The organism is Actinoplanes sp. NPDC023714, assembly GCF_040639855.1.
Lineage (GTDB): Bacteria > Actinomycetota > Actinomycetes > Mycobacteriales > Micromonosporaceae > Actinoplanes.
This window is the reverse complement of record NZ_JBFAAR010000008.1, coordinates 333592-353812: the sequence shown is the minus strand read 5'-3', so window position 1 is coordinate 353812 and position 20221 is coordinate 333592. Positions and strand designations below refer to the sequence as shown.

Genomic DNA, 20221 nt, shown 5'->3' with positions numbered 1-20221 from the left:
GACTTCCACGCTCCGGAGAGCGTGGTCCGGTCGGACAAGGCCGGATCCCCTGGGGTCGGGTGGCTGTCTGGTACTCGCCGGGCCGCTGCCACACGGTCTCGACGCTCAAACGAAGCTGTCAAGGACAGCGGCTAGCGGACAGCCACCTCACGAGTCCCGTTGCTATACAACTTCGGACCACCTCCCTTCACGTGTACGGCTACGTTATCCACGATCAGCAGGCAGCGCCAACGCTTTAAAATCACTCACAGCCGCGGGAATACGCGCGGGGTCATCTCGGTGCTCTCCACCACGAGCGACGCCGGCCCGACGATCTGCGGGTCGGGGATGCCCACGATCTCCGGGTCCTTGCCGTCGTAGTCGAAGCGGTTGAGCACGTGCCGCATCGCGGCCACCCGGGCGCGCTTCTTGTCGTTGCTCTTCACCACGGTCCACGGCGCGTCGGCCGTGTCGGTGTAGAAGAACATCGCCTCCTTGGCCTCGGTGTAGTCGTCCCACTTGTCGAGGGATTCGAGGTCCATCGGGGAGAGCTTCCACTGCCGGACCGGGTCGACCTGGCGGATCGCGAAGCGGGTGCGTTGCTCGCCCTGGGTCACCGAGAACCAGAACTTGACCAGGTGGATGCCGGACCGGACGAGCATCCGCTCGAGTTCCGGGGTCTGCCGCATGAACTCGAGGTATTCGGCGCGGGTGCAGAAGCCCATGACCCGCTCGACGCCGGCCCGGTTGTACCAGGAGCGGTCGAACAGAACGATCTCACCGGCGGCCGGCAGGTGCTTGATGTACCGCTGGTAGTACCACTGGGTGCTCTCCTTCTCGTTCGGCTTCTCCAGGGCCACCACCCGGGAGCCGCGCGGGTTGAGATGCTCCATGAACCGCTTGATGGTGCCGCCCTTGCCCGCGGCGTCCCGCCCCTCGAAGAGGATGAGCAGGCGCTCGCCGGTGTCCTTGCACCAGTTCTGCAGCTTCAGCAGCTCGATCTGGAGCAGGCGCTTGTCGTGGTCGTACTCCATCCGGGACATCCGCTCGTCGTACGGATAGTCCTCGCGCCACGTGTCCACGGGCGAGCCGTCCGCGTTGATCAGCCGCGGATCGTCGTCCTCGTCGTCAACGACCCGGTAGCCGCTCAGCTCGGCTATCGGACCCGAATAGGGCTCCGTCATCGATTCCTCCGCATGCTCATGATCAACATGCTCGATAACGTCCTGTTCAGGATCAACGTGTTCCTGATGAACATCAGTGGTCATGTCTTCACCAGCCAACGCCGCACCTTCTTGCGCCGCGACGCCCGCACGAGCGCGGGCACCTCCCGCAAGGTCTCCTTACCCACTTGTTCCTGCCTGCCGTACAGCACGCCGAAATGGAAACTGTCCGGGCCGATCTCGCGGAGCACCTCGCGGGCCACCGTCGAGTCCTGGTGGGCGCCGAGGCCGTCCTGCAGCGCGGTCAACGCCTTCACCAGACGCTTCGCGGGCTTGCCGTGCTCCGGCTGGATGACCTCGACGGCGTACCGGGCCTTCTTGTAGGTCTTCCGGGCCTCGTGCAATTCCTCGTCGACCCCGCTCGCGGTCGCCGCATCGAGTCTCCGGTCCGCCTTTTTCAAGACCTTCCGGGTACGTCGGGAAGGGTCCCCACCATGAGTTTCCGGGTGGTCCACCAGCGCGTCGATGTCGTCGAGCAGGGTGAGGTAACGATCCGAGTCGAGGGCCTCGGCCAGCTCGTCACGGCCCTTGGCGACGCGGTGCTCCAGGGCCGCCCGGATCCGGTTCGCGGCCGGCTCGAACTCCGGCCCCGACTCCACGACGCCGGCCAGCAGCTTCCCCTCCAGCACCTGAGGATCGCGGACCGCGCCGAGCATGCCGGCCAGCCAGCGGAGCTCGTCACCGGCACCGGTCTCCGGGAACCAGCGACGGTACGTCTTCAGCGTGCTGCGCAGGCGACGGGTGGCCACCCGCATCTTGTGCACCGCCTCCGGGTCGCCACGCCGGGCCGCGGGATCGTGTCCGATGATCGCGTCGCGCTGCTCACGGGCGTACCGGACAACGGGGTTGATCTTGGTCTTCTTAGTTTTTTCTGAGAGTTTGCTGGACAGGGCGCGGGCGGCCTTGGACGGACCCCCGGCCGGGGTCGCGCCGGCGTCGAGCAGCACCCGCTCCACGGCGTCGAGCAGATCGGCGTCGCCGTCCACCAGCTCCACCTCGAGCTCCTGCCAGACGCTGTGCTCCTCACCCGCGTCGGCGATCACCCGGTCGTGGGCGATCAACGCGAGGGTGCGCCCGCCCTCGTCCCGCAACGGCGTCTCCACCCGATGGGTCTGCAACCGGCAGACCGGGCCCAGCGAGTGACGGCGGACGATGCCGCGCACGATACCGACCAGTTCGTCCGGAACCGTGTCGCCTTCGTGCCCGTTCACCCGGTGCTCGGTGCGCCCTTCACCGTCGCCGGGCGTCTTCAGATGCCAGCCGGCGTCGTTGCCGCCGGCCCGGCGGCGAAGTGTCCGGCGATTTCTCATCAACCGGAGGTCTTCGGTGTCGAAGTAGGTGGCGTCGAGATCATGTGTCTCGGCGCCGCCCAAGTCGGCGATGCCGGCCACCCCGGCCAGCTCCGGAAGTTCGAATGTCTCGGGGACGTCGTACTTGCGCTCGGTCTCGGTGGCGATCTCCACGTATCAATGGTGCCCTGTTGCCGCCCTTTGACACAGTCATGTCTCAGGTTGAGCTGTCATGGTTCTTTTCCCAGGATCAGTCACGGTTCTTTCCCAGGATCAGTTAGGAGAGCCGCATGGAGAAGCCCGAACGCCGTCCCGTCTCGCTGTCCGCGTCGCTCGCCGGTCTGCGCCTCATCGGCGCCGGCGCCGTCCTCGGCTTGGCGCTCGCCGTTCCCGCCTCCCCGGCCCAGGCCGAACCGCCGCGCCCGCAGCCCGGCCCGGTCGCCGAACAGGACACCCCCGACGATCTCTAGGGCCGGTTGTTCCTGAGGTACTCGGCCCGCGCGTAGTTCGCGGTCGCCGCCCCGTAGTACATGGTCGCCAGCGACACGTGGAACGAGTTGTTGGTGATCGCGTTCTTCGCGCTGGCCGACGCCGCCCACCGGATCTCCGCGTCCGTCGTGTTGATGCCGCGGCGCGCACAGCGCTGCCGGTTCATCTCCTTGCCGAGCTTCCAGCTCTCCAGCGCCTTCTCCGCCTCGCGCATCATCAGCCGTGCCTGCTGGATCATGAATTCGGCCAGTTCCCAGGCGGCGCGCTCATCGTCGTTCCGGTACTGCATGCCCACCTCCGTCGCCCGTCACCTCATTCCCGAGTCTGATCGACATGTCAGGACATGTCGATACTTTTCGTTCCGGGGTGTGAAAAGTGCGGCGCCCACTTGTACGACCTGTCCTTCCCGCGCAGGACTGCGTCCAGTGACTCGCGTCAGCTGTAGCGCATGGCGGTGTGGGAGCGCTCGCACCAGCCATGAGATACAGCCCGGCCCCCTCGGCTGCACGGCACGGCTGCGTGGGAGCGCTCGCACCAGCCATGAGATACAGCCCGGCCCCCTCGGCTGTACGCCATGGCTGTGTGGGAGCGCTCGCACCAGCCATGAGGTACAGCCGGATCCCCTCGGCTGTACGGCACGGCTGCGTGGGAGCGCTTGCACGAGCCGTGGAGTGCAGCCGGCCGGGCATCACCGGGTCGCGGCGGGGGCATCTGCGCGTGCCGCATCGCGATCGCGCGTGGGAACGGCCGGATCGCGGGTCGCTGCCTGGGCATCTGCGGCGCGGGAGGGAACGCCAAGGGCGCAAGGCGACCTGCGGAAGGCGCGGGGCGAGCTGCGGAAGGTGCCGGGCGACCGGTGGAAGGCACCGGCGGCCTGCGGAAGGCGCGAGCGACAAACGGCTCTGACTGACGCCGGCCGGCTGGGAGTCGAGGCCTGGCGGGCGTGAGGGGACGCCGGGGCCGGCGGCGGGTCGCGCCGGCGGGAAGGGGCTTCAGGTTTGTGCGATCGGGGGCGGTCGGATCCGGTGAGGGCGGCCGCCATTCTTCGTACATATAAAAGGTATAAATGCGGAAAAGGCGGGAGCACGTGACCTATGAATGCGGGGGAACCTGTGATCACGTGCTCCCGCCCACCGCCCCGCCCGAATCGGCTGTGCCTGGCCGGAGGCACGGATCAGCGGAGGCGTGCTGATCCTGGTGACCGGTTCAAAGGCGGGCTTGGGCGCGGGATACCGGAGCGCTGGCGGGGCGCGCCGGCGTCACCGCCGGGAGACGTCGCCGGGCCGGGAAGCCCTTGCCTGCCGGGGGACGGCAGGCGACGTCTAAGACCTCATAGGAGCCTCCTGTAGCGGTGGTCGGACGGAACGTTGAGCCCGCGACCTGGCCGGTCGCGCATGGTGTTCAGGTCGTGGCGCAAGGTCCACGACTCCCGCCAGGATCGGCGGGCGACGGTGTCGGCGCGTTGCGCCAGGCGGCGGGCCGAGCACGGCCATCGCCATCCGCACCAGACGCAGGTGCCGTCCGCCTCGGACGCCGTGTGGCGCCCCAACATCTGCTGCGCGTCCCGCCACAGAAGGCGGTCCACGATGTCGGCGGGCACCGCCTCGTCGACGTCGACCATCCCCTACCCCTCCATCCGGGAGTGGCTCATAGCTCCGTCACGACACATACAACCGCAGACCACCATCGGCTGGTCGGACTGTGTGTGCGATTGTGGCGACTATCCGTGACGGTCCATGTTCGCCGTGGGCGGACGCCGTACGGGTATCGATGCGGCACGGCGGAGCCTTGAGATACGTATGGATGGGTACAGCAGCGTCGTGACCGGCGTCGCCGAGCGCCTTCTGCCTTCCGTCGCGGCCCTGTCGGTGCGCTCGTCGCGGGGCAGCGGCGCCGGCTCGGCGGTCACCTTCACCGACGACGGTTTCCTTCTCACCAACGCCCACGTGGTGGCCGGCGCGGCGAAGGGCGTGGCGGCCTTCGCGGACGGCACCGAGACACGGTTCGACGTGGTCGGGGCGGACCCGCTCTCCGACCTCGCCGTGGTCCGGGTGCACCACCCGGGCGCACCGCCGGCGCCGCTCGGCGACGCGGACGGCTTGAAGATCGGTCAGCTCGTGGTGGCGGTCGGCAACCCGATGGGCCTGGCCGGCTCGGTCACGGCCGGGGTGGTCTCGGCGCTGGGCCGGTCGCTGCCGGCCCGGGACGGCCGCCGGGTCCGCATCATCGACAACGTGATCCAGACGGACGCCGCGCTGAACCCGGGCAACTCCGGTGGCGCACTGGCCGACTCCGACGCCCGGGTCATCGGGATAAATACGGCGATAGCGGGATTCGGCCTGGGGCTCGCCGTCCCGATCAGCGACACCACCCGGTCGATCATCAGTGAGCTCGTCTCGACCGGCCGCGTCCGCCGCGCCTGGCTCGGCGTGGCCGGCGTGCCGCAGCCGCTGCCACCGGCCGTCGCCGAACGGCTCGACCAGAAGCAGGGGCTGCGAGTCGTCGAGGTGGTGCCCGGCAGCCCGGCCGGGCACGCCGGGATCTACCTGGGTGACGTCCTGATCACGGCGGGCGGCAAGCCGCTGCAGGTTGCCCAAGCCCTGCAGCGGCTGATGCTCGGCCCGGCGATCGGCGTGGAACTGCCGATCACGTTGCTGAGGCGCAACGCCCTCGTCGACGTCGTGGCGACGCCGGACGAGCTCAGCTGAGGCCCAGCGTCGCGGAGGACCTCAGCTGAGGCTCAGCTGAGGTGGGCCAGCAGGTCCTGCCGGGTGAGCACCCCGGCCGGCTTGCCGTCCACCAGGACCATCGCGGCGTCCGCCTTCTCCAGCAGCGCGACCGCCTCGGCCACCGGCTCGCCACCGCCGATCATCGGCAGCGCGTCGCCCATGTGCTTCTCGATCGTGTCGTGCAGGTGGGCCTGCCCGGTGAAGAGCGCGTCGAGCAGCGCCTTCTCCGAGATCGAGCCGGCCACCTCGCCGGTCACCACGGGCGGCTCGGCCTTCAGGACCGGGAGCTGCGAGACGCCGTACTCCCGCATGTAGTCGATGGCGTCGCGCACCGTCTCGGTCGGGTGCACGTGGATCAGCGGCGGGATCTCGGCGCCCTTGCCGGCCAGCGCGTCGGCCACGGTCGGGGTCGCCGCGGAGGTACGCAGGAAGCCGTACCGGGCCATCCACTTGTCGTTGAAGATCTTCGACAGGTAGCCCCGGCCGCCGTCCGGCAGCAGCACCACGACGACGTCGTCGGGGCCGGCCTTGCGGGCCACCTCGAGCGCCGCCACCACGGCCATGCCGCAGGAGCCGCCGACGAGCAGACCCTCCTCGCGGGCCAGCCGGCGGGTCATCTCGAACGAGTCGGAGTCGCTCACCTCGATGACCTCGTCGGTGACGGTCTTGTCGTAGGCGCTCGGCCAGAAGTCCTCGCCGACACCCTCCACGAGGTAGGGACGGCCGGTCCCACCGGAGTAGACGGACCCCTCGGGGTCGGCCCCGATGACGCGGACGTTCCCCTGCTCTTTCAGGTAGCGGCCGACGCCGCTGATCGTGCCGCCGGTGCCGACACCCGTCACGAAGTGGGTGATCTTGCCGCCGGTCTGCTCCCAGAGCTCCGGGCCGGTCTGCTCGTAGTGCGAGCGCGGGTTGGCCGGGTTGCTGTACTGATCGGGCTTCCACGCGCCGGGGATGTCGCGGGTCAGCTGGTCGGACACGTTGTAGTAGGAACGCGGGTCCTCGGGGGCCACGGCGGTCGGGCAGACCACCACCTCGGCGCCGTACGCCCGCAGGACGTTCTGCTTGTCCTCACTGACCTTGTCGGGACAGACGAAGACGCACTTGTAACCCCGCTGCTGGGCCACCAGGGCCAGGCCGACTCCGGTGTTGCCGCTGGTCGGTTCCACGATCGTGCCGCCGGGTTTGAGCAGGCCCGCCTTCTCGGCGTCCTCCACCATCCGCAGCGCGATCCGGTCCTTGACCGAGCCGCCGGGGTTCAAGTACTCGACCTTGGCCAGCACGGTGGCGCTGATGCCTTCGGTCACACTGTTCAGCCGGACCAGCGGAGTGTTACCGATGATCTCGACGACGTTGTCGTAATAGCGCACGCTTCACTTTACGACCAGGCGCGGGTTGGTCCGCTCCCACTCCAGGAAGCGATCCGTCTCGGCGAGCACGGCCCCGGCGAGCCAGGTGACCGCCACGGCGTCGTCGATCAGGCCGAACACCCACACGAACGCCTCGGGGATCGCGTCTATCGGGGACACGACATAGACCGTCGCGGCCGCCATCATGGCGAGCCGCACGCCGCCGTCGTATTCGCCCCGGCGCACCGCGCTGAGCATCCGGGGCAGAGCGGCGAGCCGTGTCGCGAGCGACGGCCCGCCCCTGCTGCCGGCGGTCAGTGCGCGGGCGAGCGCCGTGAACGCCGCCGCACGTTTCAACGTCTTGGCCATCTCTGTTCCCCTCTCCGCCACTCCAGCATGACTTGGCCGCGCCATGATTGCCTCTCGCCATGGCGAGTTAGCCTCAAGTACCCACTTTCCATGCCGATCTTGGAATGACATGCCGATCAATGACATGCCGATCTTGGAATGAAGGACGAGGAGGGAATCATGAGCAGTATCGATTTCACCCTCTCCGCCAACGGCTGGCGGCGGATCAAGATGGCCGGTCACGTGACGGGCGCGCTCGCGGGCGTCGCCGCCTTCTCGGCGGGACTGCTGCTGCGCCAGGCCGCCACCGCACGCCGGGTGATCCCGTTGGCCGAGGCCCCGCCGCCGCGCGGCGACGGGGTGTACGGCGCGAAGTTCGGCGGCAAGCCGCTGCACCTGGTGATCCTCGGTGACTCGTCGGCGGCCGGCTACGGCGTGCACCGTCCCCGGGAGACACCCGGCGCGCTCTTCGCCACCGGCATCTCGCGCCGGCTGCGCCGCCCGGTCCGGCTGCACCGGCTCGCCGTGGTCGGCTCGATGTCGTCGGGCCTGCCGTACCAGGTGGACGCCGCCCTGGAATACCAGCCGGACCTCGCGATCATCCTGATCGGCGGCAACGACGTCACGCACAATTCGGCCCGGGCCGCCGCCGTCCGCCATCTGGGTGACACGGTCCGCCGGCTGCGCGCCGCGGGCTGCAAGGTGGTCGTCGGCACCTGCCCCGACCTGGGCGCGATCCAGCCGATCAAGCCGCCGCTGCGCTGGCTGGCCCGGCGCTGGAGCCGCCAGCTGGCCGCCGCGCAGACGGTCGCCGTGGTGCGCGAGGGCGGAAGGACCGTCTCGATCGGCAACCTGCTCGGCCCGATGTTCGAGGCGGATCCGGTGCGGATGTACAGCTCGGACCGTTTCCACCCGTCCGCCGAGGGGTACGCCAGGGCAGCGGCCGTGATGATGCCGACGGTGATGGCCGCCCTCGGCGAGGACGAGCGGACACCGATCGCCGAGGCCGTCCGTACCCTGCCCGAGGCCGCCGACGCCGCGGTCCGGGCGCCGGGCACCGAGGTCAGTCCGGCGGGCCGGTGGGCGCAGCTGCGCAGGCACCCCTGGTTCGGCGAGCCCCGGCACTGGTTCGGATCGAGGGCGGGCACGACGAACCCGGTTCCCGCCGTAGGGTATACGCCAGAGGATCATCAAGTCGGCTGACGCAGGGAGGCGGGACATGGCTGGTCTGCCGGAACGACTGGGCAAGGCAGCTGCCACCAGTCTGCTCGCCGGTGCGGTGGGCGGCGCCGCGCTGATCGCCGGCGAGCTGCTCGCCGCGAAGGCCCGCCGCTACGCCAAGCCCACGATGGGCCTGGCCCTGCGCACCTCGATGGGCCCGGCCACGGCCCCGCCGCTGCGGCTCGTGCTGCTCGGCGACTCGGCCGCGGTCGGCGTGGGCGTGGAGTGGCTCTCCGACACGGTCGGCGGCCAGCTGGCCCGGCTGCTGGCCGACGGCACCCCCGAGACCGGGCAGCGGCACGTCCTGCTCAGCAGCGTCGGCGTGGCCGGCTCCCGGTCCAGCGACCTCGCCACCCAGGTGGCGCGGGCCCTGCTCGGCGACCGGCCGGACGTCGCGGTGGTGCTGATCGGGGCGTACGACGCCGCGTCCGGCCGCGCCCCCGAGGACGCCGCGATCCACCTCGGCCAGGCCGTGCGCCGGCTGCGCTCGGCGGGCGTGCAGGTCGTCGTCGGCACCTGTCCGGACCTGGGCGCGGTCCGCTCGATCGCCCCGCCGCTGCGGCAGATCGCCGGGCTGGTCGGCCGCCGGATGGCGAAGTCGCAGGCCCGGGCCGTGGCCGAGGCCGGCGGCACGGTCGTCGACCTGGCCGGCGAGACCGGGGCGGTGTTCCGCGCGGACGCCGGGACGCTCTGCTACGACGGCTTCCACCCGTCGGCCGACGGCTATCGGGTGTGGGCGCACGCGCTCTATCCCGCCGTGGCGAAAGCAGCCATGAGCGGAGTGTGACAAATTAGCGCTTCCGACCATGTTACCGGTGAGTAAACTGGCGGCATGCCGGAAGCTGTCATCGTTGCCACTGCCCGCTCACCCATCGGCCGCGCCCACAAGGGCTCGCTGAAGGAAATGCGCCCCGACGACCTCGCCGCCACGATCGTCGACGCCGCCCTCAACAAGGTGCCGCAGCTCGACCGCACGCTGATCGAGGACCTCTACCTCGGCTGCGGTCTGCCCGGCGGCGAACAGGGCTTCAACCAGGCCCGCGTGATCGCCACGAAGCTGGGCCTGGACGGCCTGCCGGGAGCGACGGTCACCCGCTACTGCTCGTCCTCGCTGCAGACCACCCGGATGGCGTTCCACGCGATCAAGGCCGGCGAGGGCGACGTCTTCATCTCGGCCGGTGTCGAGACCGTCTCGCGCTTCGCCCGCGGCTCCTCCGACGGCCTGCCCTCCGCCGCCCAGGAGATCGTCGGCGGCCCCTGGACGAACCCGTTCTTCGACGACGCCCAGGCCCGCACGAAGCGGTCCGCCGAGGCCGGCACGACCTGGCACGACCCGCGCGAGGACGGCCTCGTGCCGGACATCTACATCGGGATGGGCTACACCGCCGAGAACCTCGCCCAGGTCAAGAACGTGACCCGCGAAGAGATGGACGAGTTCGGCGTCCGCAGCCAGAACCTCGCCGAGAAGGCCATCGCGAACGGCTTCTGGGACCGCGAGATCACCCCGATCACGCTCCCCGACGGCACCGTCGTGTCGAAGGACGACGGCCCCCGCGCCGGCGTCACCATCGACGCGGTCTCCCAGCTCAAGCCGGTCTTCCGGCAGGACGGCCGGGTCACCGCCGGCAACTGCTGCCCGCTCAACGACGGCGCCGCCGCCCTGGTCATCATGAGCGACACGAAGGCCCGCGAGCTCGGCATCACCCCGCTCGCCCGGATCATCTCGACGGGCGTGACCGCCCTCTCCCCCGAGATCATGGGCCTCGGCCCGGTCGAGGCGTCGAAGCAGGCCCTCAAGCGGGCCGGCATGTCCATCTCCGACGTCGACCTCTTCGAGATCAACGAGGCGTTCGCGGCGCAGGTGATCCCGTCCTACAAGGATCTCGGCATCCCGCTGGAGAAGCTCAACGTCAACGGCGGCGCGATCGCCGTCGGCCACCCGTTCGGCATGACCGGCGCCCGCATCACCACGACGCTCCTCAACTCCCTCGACTGGCACGACAAGTCGATCGGCCTGGAGACCATGTGCGTCGGCGGCGGCCAGGGCATGGCCCTGATCATCGAGCGCCTCAGCTGATTCTTCCTCCCGCCCCGCTGCGAAATTCAAGATCAGGATGTCGCAGCGGGGTGGGTGGTACGGACCGCTGCTCACGCCGAGGGCGCGGCGGGGTTTCGCTGCGCTCACCGCGCCGCGCGACCTGCGTGAGTGGCTGAGCTCCTTCTCCTCTCAGTCCCCGGACAGCAGACTGGCCGGATGCAGATCGTGCCGGTGACGGCGGACTTCCCGGGCGTGGCCGCGCTCTTCGACGACTACCGCGCCCACTACGGCCACCCCTACGACCCGGAACGCACCCGCGCCTGGCTGGCCGAGCAGCTCACGACCGGCCGCCTCGAGATGGCGGCAGCGACCCGGGACGGCACCCTCCACGGCCTGATCACCAGCGCGGTCCAGCCGGCGTCACTCCTGCTCGGGGTGCTGGTCCACGTACAGGATCTCTTCGTGAAGCCGGACTCCCGCCGAGCCGGAGTCGCCCACGCCCTGCTGGACCACGTCATAGCCCGCGCGAAGACGGCCGGAGCCGTGCGCGTCTCCCTGCGGACCGAGGACGACAACGAGGCGGCGCTGGCGCTCTACACAGCCCGCGGTTTCACAAGGGTCCCCGGTCTGACGGCTCTCAGCCTCCGCCTTTAGAGGGCACTCCTGGTATCGGTCACCGCAGCGGTCGCCCGGGTCAGCAGCTCCGGCGGCGGCCCGGCAGCCACGATGTCGTCGGCGAGCACCCTCAGCTGGTCCGGCAGAACCATCGCGTGCACGAACGGCACCTCCCGGACCGGCCCCTTCTCCGCTTCAGCTCCCAGATCGGCAAGCGTCTGCGCCAGAGCGAAAACAGCCTGAGCCCGCGTGACAGCACCGCCACCCGCCCGAGCCGCACCGCCCGCCGCTGGGGCGGATCCGGCCGGCTGGGACCAGCGGCGCTCCTCCCAGTGGCGGACCTGGTTCAACAGGCGCTCGATCGACACGGCGAAGTCCGACATCAGTCAGACGTTACCCGCCGCAGCACCGGCCCCGGGAACGGGACAACGCCCGGTCCGCGGGGAGGCGGGCCGGGCGTTGCTCATTTCTGCGACGACGGGACGAACCGTCAGTCGTCGCCGCCTTGCAGGAAGCTCAGGAGGCGGAGGATCTCGATGTAGAGCCAGACGAGGCCGACCAGGATCCCGAACGCAGCGGTCCAGGAGTAGCGCTGCGGAAGACCCATCCGCACGCCCTCCTCGATCTCGTTGAAGTTCAGGATGAAGCTCAGCGACGCGACCACGATGCAGACGAGGCTGAAGATGATGCCGACAGCGCCGTTGTCACGCAGCCCGGTGTTGACGCCGAACAGCGCCAGCACGAAGTTGATCAGCATGACCGCGAAGAGGCCCGCCATGATCGAGATGATCGCGCGGGTGAACTTCGGGGTCGCACGGATGACCTTGGCACGGTAGAGCACCGCCATCAGGAAGAAGACGCCGAATGTGGCGACCACCGCCTGGAGGACGATCCCCTCGTAGCCGAGGATGTTCTCGAAGGTCTTGCTCACCATGCCGACGAACACGCCCTCGATCACGGCGTACGCCACGACGAGAGCCGGGTTCGCCACCCGCATGAACGAGATGACCAGGCCGAGCACGAGGCCGACCAGCGCCGCGCCGATCCAGGCCACACCCGTCGCCGAGTCGGGGATCACGTTCCACGCCGCGACCGCGGAGATGCCCGTGATGCCGAGCAGTGTGACGGTCTTGACCACGACGTCGTCGATGGTCATCGGCCGGACAGCCGGCGGCGAGGCGGGGTAGCCTGTCGCCGTCGGGTAGGCGTCGCCGTACGCCGGCTGACCGTAACCCGCCTGCTGGCCGTAACCCGGCTGACCGGTCGGCCCATATGGCCCGTACCCGGCCGCCCGCTCCCGCTCGGCCGCCTGGCCGAGGCGCGAGAGCACCGGGTTCGATGTCTTCACTGTTTCCAGCCTCCCCTTGAGGTTGGGCGTCTTGCCTGTCGTTCCAGGGTACGGGTTGATCCGCCGGATCGCCGCCCGCAGAGCCTGTGTGAAGTCTGAGAACCCGTGGTCAGAGGCGTGATCGCAACGACGAAAGGGACGTTCCGCCAGTCGGTGGAACATCCCTTTCGCGAAATACGCCGTGCCCGGGGCGGGTCTCGAACCCGCACGCCTTGTGAGGCAGCCGCTTTTAAGGCGGCCGTGTCTGCCATTCCACCACCCGGGCGGACCTGCGAACACCGTATCTGGTGCCGCCCGGGTGACGGAAACTCCCCTAGCGCGAGCCCGCGGAGACCTTGTCGGTCTTCTCGGCGGCAGGGGCCACCGGCGGGGTCACCTCGAGGAACTCCTCACGCGGGTGGTGCAGCTGGCCGAGGGCCACGGTCTCGCGCTTGAGCACGAAGGCGAGGACCCAGTCGGCGAGCACCCGCACCTTGCGGTTGAACGACGGGATCCGGCTCACGTGGTAGAAGCGGTGCATCAGCCACGCCGGGTAGCCCTTGACCTTCACGCCGTAGACGTGCGCGACACCCTTGTTGATGCCGAGGCCCGCGACGCCGCCGACGTGCTTGTGGCGGTACTCCTTCGGGGCACCGCCGAGGATGACCTGGCGGATGTTGTCGGCGAGCACGGTGGCCTGGCGCACCGCGTGCTGGGCGCTCGGCGAGCACCAGCCACCCGGGTTCGTCAGGTCCGGGACCTGGGCGGCGTCGCCCGCGGCCCAGGCGCCCTCGAGCACCTCGCCGGAGTCGATGCTCGCGACCTGGAGGGTCGGCAGGCAGTTGATGTGCCCGCGCGGCCCGAGCGGCAGGTCGGTGTGCTCGAGCATCGGCGACGGCTTGACGCCCGCGGTCCAGACCAGGGTCTCGGCGCGGAAGGTGTCACCGTCGGAGAGCACGATCTGGCCGTCGACGCACGACTTCAGGAAGGTCTCCAGGCGCAGGTCGATGCCGCGCTTGGCGAGCTGCCGGGCCGTGTAGGCGCCCATCTCCGGGCCGACCTCGGGGAGGATCCGGTTGGAGGCCTCCACCAGGATGAAGTGGACCTCCTTCGGGTCCAGCTCCGGGTAGTACTTCAGCGCGTCCGCGACGACGTCCTGCATCTCGGCGAGCGCCTCGATGCCGGCGAAGCCGCCACCGACGAAGACGAAGTTCAGCGAGGCCTTGCGAACCTCCTCGTCCGGCGTCACGGCGGCGACGTCCAGGCGGTCGAGGATGTGGTTGCGCAGGTAGATGGCCTCGCCGATGGTCTTGAGACCGATGCCGCGGTCGCTCAGACCGGGGATCGGCAGGGTGCGCGAGACCGAGCCCGGCGCCACGATGATGTGGTCGTACTCCATCTCGTAGGCGGGGCCGTCGATCGGCTGGATCGTGACGGTCTTGCGGGCGTGCTCGAGCTTCGTGACCTCACCGGAGACGATGCGGCACTTCTTCAGCTCCCGGCGCAGCGGCACCACAGCGTGTCGCGGCGAGATGTTACCGGCCGCTGCCTCAGGCAGGAACGGCTGATAAGTCATGTGCGGAACAGGGTCGATGACCACGATCTCGGCCCGGTTCCGGTTCATCTTCTTGGACAGGCGGAGGGCGGCATACAGCCCGACGTGACCTGCTCCAACGACGACTATGCGCGGTGGATTCACGCCCCTATTCTCGCGCGCGAGAGGCTGTTCATGCGCTGTTCTGTGACGATCGCAACGACGAAAGTCAAGTGTCGTAACTAACAGATTTCACTCGCGTCGAGCCATACGTGCTAGGAGAACTGTCACAACACCGGCCCCAGCAATCCCAGCCAGGGTGGCCAATTGGAATGCGCTGCCGCCGAGATCGGCGGTGAGGCCGAGGGCCAGGACGATCAGCACCGACGAGATCAGGATCACCACGGCGGCCCGGCCGAGCCAGAGCCCCGGCACGTCGAAGTTGACTATCGCATCGATGGGCAGCACCGCGGCGAGCGCCGTGAGCGTGTGCGCGAGGTAGAGCAGAGCGGCCAGCGCGAGGACCCGCCAGAGCGCGACCCGGGCGTCGAATCCGGCCGTGTCGAGCAGCCAGCCGCCAATCGCGGTGAGGGCCACGGCGGTGCCACCCCGGCCGCCCGGCGCGATCGCGGGCCAGACCGCCACGACGGCGAGCAGTGTGAAGTAGCGGGTGGCGAGCAGTTCGGCGGGCCAGGCCACGCCGAGCGCCAGCAGGCCGGTCAGGAGCACCGCGAAACGGACGATCACCGGCACGGCGGTGGCGCGGCTCAGCGTGGTGCGCAGCCGGCCCGCCCGCTTCGAGATCTTGGTGAGCATGTCAGCGTCCCCTCGGGGCCGAGGCCATCCGGGCCACGTCGCGCAGGACCAGGTCGAGGCTGCCGGCGCCGGCCCAGGTCACCACCGGCACGCCGTGCTCGCGCAGCCGGCCGAGCACGTTCTCCCGCTCGATGCGCCAGAGCCGGGTCGCGGCCGGAGTCCACTGGTTGCGGACCGCCGGGGCGGCGTCCTTCGGCATGGTGTCGACCGCCACGGTGAACCGGCCGGTCTGGGTGAGCTGGGCGAGCATGTCGGCGGCCCGCGGGTCGACCAGCGGGGTGAGCACGACGACGAGCGCGGACGACGAGATGTGCTGCGGGGCGAGGGAGATGTCGTCGACCGGGTCGGCGCGGACGTCGAGCAGCCACTCCAGGACCGTGAGGTACTGCCGGCGGCCCGAGGCGGCGCGCAGCCGCCGGCCGGAGGCGCCGAACTCGAGCATCGAGACCCGGTCGCCGCGGTGCAGGTAGTGCTCGGCGATCGCGGCGGCCGCCCGCACGGTGGTGTCCAGGACGGAGGAGCTTCCGCGTACGCCGCCCGGCAGCCCCACGTCGCCCAGCACGTCGAGCAGGATCAGCACCTCGGCGTCCCGGTCCGACAGCGTGTAGGCCACGTGCAGGTCGCGGGTCCGCAGCGAGACCCGCCAGTCGATGCGGCGCAGCCGGTCGCCGGGCGCGAACTGCCGCACCCCGGCCAGCTCGCCGCCCTCGCCGGGACGGCGGGACCGGTGCGCGCCGACCAGGCCGGCCGCCGCGGGCATCGCCTCGGTCGCGTTGAACGGCTCGGTGACCGGGTAGACCCGGACGCCCCGGGCCGGGGTCACGACCGGCCGGCAGGCGAGCAGGCCACCGCAGGCCGCGGCGCGGGCGGCGGCCGGGCCGACGTCCTGCCGGCCCCAGCGGGTCGCCTCGCCTGGCAGGTCGATCGCGGCCCAGCCGTCCGACGGCACGGTGATCGCGAACGGCCGGTCGGCGTGCCGCAGGCGCAGCCACGGCGAGGTGCGGGCGCGGACGACGACCAGGTCGTACCCGATCGCGTCCGGGTTCGCCACGGTGAGGCCGGCCTCGACCTCGCCGCCCTCCACGATGTGCCCCTCGTCCGCGGTGATCGTCACCTCGGGGACGGCCCTCGGGCGGCGGTGCAGGTTGATCGCGGCGCCGATCGCGAACGGCGCCGCGAGCAGCACCAGGTCGACCCGGCCGAGGATCACCCCGAGCAGCAGGAGCAGCCCGGTGAGCAGGACCGTACGCCCGAGCGCACGGGTCGGGAGCCAGACCGGAGCGGACGGCTCAGTCATGCCGCGCGTAGGTCGGTAGCGCACCGCTGGCCGGCGCCGGCACCGCCGAGAGCACCTCCTGGACCACGAACGACGGGTTGACCTGGCGCAGCCACATCTCCGGCCGCAGCGTTATCCGGTGCGCGAGCGCCGGCACGGCCACGTCCTTCACATCCTCCGGCACCACGTAGTCCCGGCCGGCCATCGCGGCCCGGGCCCGGGCCAGCAGCAGCAGCGCGAGCGAGCCACGCGGCGACGAGCCGACCAGCACGGCGCCGTGCTCCCGGGTGGCCGAGGTGAGCGCCACGATGTAGCGGCCGATCGAGTCCTCGACCGCTACCGACTCGAGAGCGGCCTGCATGGACTGCAGGGTGTGGGCGTCCACGACGGGCGTGAGGGTGGCCTCCTCCTGACGCCGGGACATCCGGCGCTGGAGGACCGCCCACTCCTCCTCGGCCGTCGGGTACCCGAACGACACCCGCAGCAGGAACCGGTCGAGCTGGGCCTCGGGCAGCGGGTACGTGCCCTCGTACTCGATCGGGTTGGCGGTGGCGAGCACGTGGAACGGCGGATCGAGCCGGTACGTCACGCCCTCGACCGAGACCTGCTTCTCCTGCATCGCCTCGAGCAGGGCGGCCTGGGTCTTCGGCGGCGTCCGGTTGATCTCGTCGGCCAGCAGCATGTTGGTGAAGACCGGGCCGGCGCGGAATGCGAAGTCGCCCTTGCGCTGGTCGTAGAGGAAGGAGCCGGTGACGTCGGCCGGCAGCAGGTCGGGGGTGAACTGCAACCGCCGGAAGTCGAGCCCGAGCGCCTGCGCGAAGGATCGCGCCGTCAGCGTCTTGCCGAGACCGGGCAGATCCTCCAGCAGCACGTGCCCGCCCGCGAGGATGCCGGCCAGCACCAGCTCGAGCGAGTCCCGCTTGCCGACCACCACGGTGCCGACCGAGTCGAGGACCGCTCCGGCCAGCCGCCCGACCTCGTACGGGGGAAGAGCCTGCGTCACCGGCACACCTTTCTACAGTCGTTCCAACGCGTCCAACAGGGTGCCGACATCACGGGCCCGGAGCCCGTGCCGGCCCGGCGCGTCGAGCGCCGTCCACAGCGGTTCACCGAGCAGCTCCCGGGCCCGTCGCGGGTCACTCGCCCGGGTGATGCCGTGCCGGAGCCGCAGCCGTTCGTCGGTGAGCTCGGCGAGCACCGGCAGAACGTTACGCGCATACAGATCCGGGTCCGAGTGGGCCTGCTCCAGGTTGCGCTCCCAGCGTTTCACCGAGGAGCGCAACGAGTCACTGCCGGCTTTCGGATTCCGGCCGATCTGCGAGCGCAGCTTCGGCGCGGGCGGCGGCGCCACGGCCGACGCCGCCCCGATCACCAGGCGCAGGCCGATCAGCGCGGCCACCAGCAGGAGCAGCGGGATGCTCACCCCGCCGGCCCGGAGCGCCGCCGTGATCACCACGGTGGTGAGGGCGATCACCGCGGCCTCGCCGATCAGCCGCGGGATCCGCGAGCGGCGCTTCTTCTCGGCCGGGGCGGCCTCCTCGGCCGGGGGTTCGTATCCGCCGCCGAAGAGGTCGTCGAGGCTGCCGTCGTCGCTCACACCGAAACACCACCCAGGTCGGCCCGGAGCCGCTCCAGCGCCGACCGCGCCTGCTGCCTCATCTGATCGTCGACCGTGTGCGTCGCATACCGCGCCTCCCGGTAGACCTCCAGCAGCGCCGCCAGCACCCCGGCGTCCACCCGCTGCTCGGCGAGCAGCCGGCCGACCAGGTCGGTCGGGCTGTCCCCGGGGTGGCGCGGCGTGCCGGCCGCGGCCGCCGCGTCCTCGAGGCGCACCCAGCAGGCGATCACGGCGCGGCGCGGGTCGCGGTCGGTGTCGGAGAGCTCCTCCAGGCCGGCATCGAGCGCGGCCACCAGGTCCTCGGCGGTCTGTGCCTGCCGGCGGCGGTCGATCCGGCCGGTCCGCCGGCCGCGCCGCCGCAGGTAGTCGTGCGCGAGCGCCCAGGAGAGCAGCACCACCATGCAGACCACCACGAACCCGAGCACGGCCAGGGCGGCGTCACCGGCCCAGTCCGGCAGGCCGCGGGCCGCCTCGGGGACGGCCTCCTCGGTGAACGACGGCGCCGGCGCAGGCTCGGTCGTGGGTGGCAGCAGTGGCGGCGCCGTGGTGGTCGGCGTCGCGTCGGGCGTGATGTGGTCCAGCTGCGGCGCGGAACGGGTGGCAGCCAGCGAGATCACGAAGAGCAGTGTGACGACGGCGGCCAGCGGCCACCATCGGCGCAGTGCGGTGAGGTCCATGCGGGGGGCTCAGATCCGTGACTCGGGGGTTGTCGGCAAGCTCGAATCATGCCAGGCCCGCACGAGCCTTCGCACGGGCGAACACCTCGTCCAGCATCGCGGGGGTCAGCCTGCCGGTGAACGTGTTCTGCTGGCTGACGTGGAAGCACCCGAGCAGATCCGGTGCGCCGGGGATCAGCACCTCGGCCCCGTGACCGAATCTGGGTCGCGGGACGGGTGGGCGTTTCCCGTACACATCGATCAGGGCGGGCCACCACGCAGCCCAGGCGAAGGCACCCAGCGCGACCACCACCCGCAGGGTGGGTCTGATCAGTTCCAGCTCCCGGCGCAGCCAGGGCGCGCACGTGTCGCGCTCCTCCGGCAGCGGCTTGTTGTCCGGCGGGGCGCATCGGACCGCCGAGAAGATCCGGGTGTGCCGCAGCGCGAGGCCGTCGTCGCTCGCGACGCTCGTCGGCTGGTTGGCGAGCCCAGCGCGGTGCAGCGCCGCGAAGAGGACGTCGCCCGAGCGGTCCCCCGTGAAGATCCGCCCGGTGCGGTTGCCGCCGTGCGCGGCCGGGGCGAGCCCGAGGATCGCGATCTCCGCGTCGGCCGGTCCGAAGCCGGGCACCGGCCGTCCCCAATAGGTCTGGTCCCGGAACGACGCGCGCTTCGTGACCGCGACGTCCGTGCGCCACGTGACCAATCTCGGACACGCGAAGCAATCCGCGATCTCCGCGTCGAGCACGCTGAGTGAGGCGGCTCCGGCCGCCTTGGCTTCGACTGCGGCGGGGGTACGAGGGGAAGCGCCGTGCGGGTGCATCAGATCAGCACAGCATCAGCGGCTGAACGTGATGCACCCGGGTCCGGTTCGGTTCAGTTCGCCTTGAGGCAGAGCAGGTAGCCGTCGCCCTCTTCGCTGGCGATCACGGCGCCCTCGCCACCCTCGGCGAGCTTCTCCTCGAAGGTCTTGTCGCACGCCGTGCTGTTCACGTCGGTGACCTTGTCGACCCGGCCGAGGACGGTGAACTTCGCGTCCGAGGCCGAGCACTCGACGATCTTGGCCTTGACGTCGGAGGCCTGCTCACCGAGGTTGTCGTCGACCGAGATGCAGTCGCCGGCCTTCGCCTCGGCGGTCGGGTCCTTCGCCAGCAGCGCGCCGAGGCCGCCCTTGACCACCGCGATGATCAGGAAGATGGCGATGGCGCCGACGATGCCGAGGGCCTTCTTGCCCTTCTTCTTCTTCTCCGGCTCGGGCGCCGGGGCGGGTGGGAAGGCGGGCGCCTCACCCTGGTCGGCGAAGCCCTGCCAGCCGCCCTGCTGGCCCTGCTGCTGACCACCCTGCTGCTGACCACCCTGCTGCTGGGCGCCCCACTGCTGGTCGGCCTGCTGCTGGCCGCCCCACTGCTGGCCGCTCTCCTGGCCGTAGCCGCCCTGCTGCGGGTAGGCGGGCGCGCCCTGCTGCTGATATCCGCCCTGCTGCGGGTAGCCCTGCTGCTGCGGGTAGCCGCCCTGCTGCTGATATCCGCCCTGCTGCGGGTAACCCTGCTGCTGCGGGTAGCCGCCCTGCTGCTGCTGCTGCTGCGGGTAACCCCCCTGCTGAGGAACGGCCGGCTGCTGCGGGTAGCCCTGCTGCTGCGGGTAACCGGCCGGCGGGTATCCGCTTCCGGGAGCAGGCGGGTAGGCCGGGTCTGTCATGGGTCTTTCCTCTCGAGGG

The 20221-nt window shown here is 70.6% G+C and carries 22 protein-coding genes and 1 tRNA gene; 6 read left to right on the top strand and 17 right to left on the bottom strand.

Annotation, left to right across the window (positions count from 1 at the left end):
• Window positions 1–245: 245 nt before the first annotated feature.
• Window positions 246–1163, bottom strand: a complete 918-nt coding sequence (gene ppk2, locus AB0G10_RS31670) for a polyphosphate kinase 2 (RefSeq protein WP_360929885.1) — start codon at window positions 1161–1163, stop codon at window positions 246–248.
• Window positions 1164–1243: 80 nt separating this feature from the next.
• Complete coding sequence (locus tag AB0G10_RS31665) at window positions 1244–2665, bottom strand: CYTH and CHAD domain-containing protein (protein ID WP_360929882.1); 1422 nt, start codon at window positions 2663–2665, stop codon at window positions 1244–1246.
• Between the two features lie 116 nt (window positions 2666–2781).
• Between AB0G10_RS31665 and AB0G10_RS31660 the strand changes: the two genes are divergently transcribed.
• Entirely contained in the window at window positions 2782–2961 is a 180-nt protein-coding gene (locus tag AB0G10_RS31660; protein WP_360929879.1) for a hypothetical protein, read from the top strand.
• Here the strand turns inward: AB0G10_RS31660 and AB0G10_RS31655 are convergent.
• Together AB0G10_RS31655 and AB0G10_RS31650 are read right to left on the bottom strand one after the other, a co-directional pair.
• Complete coding sequence (locus AB0G10_RS31655; RefSeq protein ID WP_360929876.1) at window positions 2958–3269, bottom strand: hypothetical protein; 312 nt, start codon at window positions 3267–3269, stop codon at window positions 2958–2960. The genes AB0G10_RS31660 and AB0G10_RS31655 overlap by 4 nt on opposite strands.
• Window positions 3270–4310: 1041 nt before the next feature.
• Window positions 4311–4601, bottom strand: coding sequence for a hypothetical protein (locus tag AB0G10_RS31650; RefSeq protein WP_360929873.1), 291 nt, complete (start codon window positions 4599–4601; stop codon window positions 4311–4313).
• A 178-nt stretch (window positions 4602–4779) separates the two neighbouring features.
• On the opposite strand from AB0G10_RS31650, the gene AB0G10_RS31645 reads away from it, so the two are divergent.
• Window positions 4780–5688, top strand: a complete 909-nt coding sequence (locus AB0G10_RS31645) for a trypsin-like peptidase domain-containing protein (protein WP_360929870.1) — start codon at window positions 4780–4782, stop codon at window positions 5686–5688.
• 32 nt (window positions 5689–5720) lie between these two features.
• On the opposite strand, the gene AB0G10_RS31640 is transcribed toward AB0G10_RS31645, so the two are convergent.
• Window positions 5721–7079 (bottom strand): cystathionine beta-synthase, encoded by a 1359-nt coding sequence (locus AB0G10_RS31640; RefSeq protein WP_360929867.1) that lies wholly within the window; start codon window positions 7077–7079, stop codon window positions 5721–5723.
• Between the two features lie 3 nt (window positions 7080–7082).
• Entirely contained in the window at window positions 7083–7427 is a 345-nt protein-coding gene (locus tag AB0G10_RS31635; RefSeq protein WP_360929864.1) for a YkvA family protein, read from the bottom strand.
• A 159-nt stretch (window positions 7428–7586) separates the two neighbouring features.
• On the opposite strand from AB0G10_RS31635, the gene AB0G10_RS31630 reads away from it, so the two are divergent.
• The 4 genes from AB0G10_RS31630 to AB0G10_RS31615 all read left to right on the top strand — a co-directional run bounded on the left by AB0G10_RS31630 (window position 7587) and on the right by AB0G10_RS31615 (window position 11319).
• The gene (locus AB0G10_RS31630) at window positions 7587–8609 is read left to right on the top strand and encodes an SGNH/GDSL hydrolase family protein (protein WP_360929861.1); all 1023 of its coding nucleotides are present in this window, start codon (window positions 7587–7589) and stop codon (window positions 8607–8609) included.
• Window positions 8610–8625: 16 nt separating this feature from the next.
• On the top strand, window positions 8626–9414 hold the full coding sequence (locus AB0G10_RS31625) for an SGNH/GDSL hydrolase family protein (RefSeq protein ID WP_360929858.1): 789 nt from the start codon (window positions 8626–8628) through the stop codon (window positions 9412–9414).
• Between the two features lie 45 nt (window positions 9415–9459).
• Window positions 9460–10704 carry an acetyl-CoA C-acetyltransferase gene (locus tag AB0G10_RS31620; RefSeq protein ID WP_360929855.1) on the top strand — a complete coding sequence of 415 codons (1245 nt, stop codon included), beginning with the start codon at window positions 9460–9462 and terminating at the stop codon, window positions 10702–10704.
• Between the two features lie 177 nt (window positions 10705–10881).
• Entirely contained in the window at window positions 10882–11319 is a 438-nt protein-coding gene (locus AB0G10_RS31615) for a GNAT family N-acetyltransferase (protein WP_360929852.1), read from the top strand.
• Here AB0G10_RS31615 and AB0G10_RS31610 read toward each other — a convergent pair.
• The 11 genes from AB0G10_RS31610 to AB0G10_RS31560 form a co-directional block, all read right to left on the bottom strand.
• Complete coding sequence (locus tag AB0G10_RS31610; protein ID WP_360929849.1) at window positions 11316–11663, bottom strand: hypothetical protein; 348 nt, start codon at window positions 11661–11663, stop codon at window positions 11316–11318. The two genes, AB0G10_RS31615 and AB0G10_RS31610, sit on opposite strands and share 4 nt — an antisense overlap.
• A gap of 107 nt (window positions 11664–11770) precedes the next feature.
• Complete coding sequence (locus tag AB0G10_RS31605) at window positions 11771–12628, bottom strand: Bax inhibitor-1/YccA family protein (RefSeq protein WP_360929846.1); 858 nt, start codon at window positions 12626–12628, stop codon at window positions 11771–11773.
• Window positions 12629–12810: 182 nt separating this feature from the next.
• Window positions 12811–12893: transfer RNA gene (locus AB0G10_RS31600), tRNA-Leu, on the bottom strand.
• A gap of 48 nt (window positions 12894–12941) precedes the next feature.
• On the bottom strand, window positions 12942–14306 hold the full coding sequence (locus tag AB0G10_RS31595) for an NAD(P)/FAD-dependent oxidoreductase (protein ID WP_360929843.1): 1365 nt from the start codon (window positions 14304–14306) through the stop codon (window positions 12942–12944).
• An 87-nt stretch (window positions 14307–14393) separates the two neighbouring features.
• Entirely contained in the window at window positions 14394–14957 is a 564-nt protein-coding gene (locus tag AB0G10_RS31590) for a hypothetical protein (RefSeq protein WP_360929840.1), read from the bottom strand.
• Between the two features lies 1 nt (window position 14958).
• On the bottom strand, window positions 14959–16254 hold the full coding sequence (locus AB0G10_RS31585; protein ID WP_360929837.1) for a DUF58 domain-containing protein: 1296 nt from the start codon (window positions 16252–16254) through the stop codon (window positions 14959–14961).
• Complete coding sequence (locus AB0G10_RS31580; protein WP_360929834.1) at window positions 16247–17242, bottom strand: MoxR family ATPase; 996 nt, start codon at window positions 17240–17242, stop codon at window positions 16247–16249. Before AB0G10_RS31580 ends, AB0G10_RS31585 begins: the two co-directional genes overlap by 8 nt.
• A gap of 6 nt (window positions 17243–17248) precedes the next feature.
• Window positions 17249–17830, bottom strand: a complete 582-nt coding sequence (locus AB0G10_RS31575) for a hypothetical protein (protein ID WP_360929831.1) — start codon at window positions 17828–17830, stop codon at window positions 17249–17251.
• Window positions 17827–18528, bottom strand: coding sequence for a DUF4129 domain-containing protein (locus AB0G10_RS31570; RefSeq protein ID WP_360929828.1), 702 nt, complete (start codon window positions 18526–18528; stop codon window positions 17827–17829). Before AB0G10_RS31570 ends, AB0G10_RS31575 begins: the two co-directional genes overlap by 4 nt.
• Window positions 18529–18574: 46 nt before the next feature.
• The gene (locus AB0G10_RS31565) at window positions 18575–19327 is read right to left on the bottom strand and encodes a uracil-DNA glycosylase (protein ID WP_360929826.1); all 753 of its coding nucleotides are present in this window, start codon (window positions 19325–19327) and stop codon (window positions 18575–18577) included.
• A gap of 53 nt (window positions 19328–19380) precedes the next feature.
• On the bottom strand, window positions 19381–20202 hold the full coding sequence (locus tag AB0G10_RS31560) for a hypothetical protein (RefSeq protein WP_360929823.1): 822 nt from the start codon (window positions 20200–20202) through the stop codon (window positions 19381–19383).
• Window positions 20203–20221: the final 19 nt, after the last annotated feature.

Coding starts and splice junctions, on each gene's coding strand:
- AB0G10_RS31645 (WP_360929870.1), top strand. CDS start 4,780: ATGGATGGGTACAGCAGCGTCGTGACCGGCGTCGCCGAGCGCCTTCTG.
- AB0G10_RS31565 (WP_360929826.1), bottom strand. CDS start 19,327: ATGCACCCGCACGGCGCTTCCCCTCGTACCCCCGCCGCAGTCGAAGCC.
- AB0G10_RS31660 (WP_360929879.1), top strand. CDS start 2,782: ATGGAGAAGCCCGAACGCCGTCCCGTCTCGCTGTCCGCGTCGCTCGCC.
- AB0G10_RS31585 (WP_360929837.1), bottom strand. CDS start 16,254: ATGACTGAGCCGTCCGCTCCGGTCTGGCTCCCGACCCGTGCGCTCGGG.
- AB0G10_RS31615 (WP_360929852.1), top strand. CDS start 10,882: ATGCAGATCGTGCCGGTGACGGCGGACTTCCCGGGCGTGGCCGCGCTC.
- AB0G10_RS31570 (WP_360929828.1), bottom strand. CDS start 18,528: ATGGACCTCACCGCACTGCGCCGATGGTGGCCGCTGGCCGCCGTCGTC.
- AB0G10_RS31650 (WP_360929873.1), bottom strand. CDS start 4,601: ATGGTCGACGTCGACGAGGCGGTGCCCGCCGACATCGTGGACCGCCTT.
- AB0G10_RS31590 (WP_360929840.1), bottom strand. CDS start 14,957: ATGCTCACCAAGATCTCGAAGCGGGCGGGCCGGCTGCGCACCACGCTG.
- AB0G10_RS31630 (WP_360929861.1), top strand. CDS start 7,587: ATGAGCAGTATCGATTTCACCCTCTCCGCCAACGGCTGGCGGCGGATC.
- AB0G10_RS31620 (WP_360929855.1), top strand. CDS start 9,460: ATGCCGGAAGCTGTCATCGTTGCCACTGCCCGCTCACCCATCGGCCGC.
- AB0G10_RS31560 (WP_360929823.1), bottom strand. CDS start 20,202: ATGACAGACCCGGCCTACCCGCCTGCTCCCGGAAGCGGATACCCGCCG.
- ppk2 (WP_360929885.1), bottom strand. CDS start 1,163: ATGACGGAGCCCTATTCGGGTCCGATAGCCGAGCTGAGCGGCTACCGG.
- AB0G10_RS31635 (WP_360929864.1), bottom strand. CDS start 7,427: ATGGCCAAGACGTTGAAACGTGCGGCGGCGTTCACGGCGCTCGCCCGC.
- AB0G10_RS31625 (WP_360929858.1), top strand. CDS start 8,626: ATGGCTGGTCTGCCGGAACGACTGGGCAAGGCAGCTGCCACCAGTCTG.
- AB0G10_RS31655 (WP_360929876.1), bottom strand. CDS start 3,269: ATGCAGTACCGGAACGACGATGAGCGCGCCGCCTGGGAACTGGCCGAA.
- AB0G10_RS31610 (WP_360929849.1), bottom strand. CDS start 11,663: ATGTCGGACTTCGCCGTGTCGATCGAGCGCCTGTTGAACCAGGTCCGC.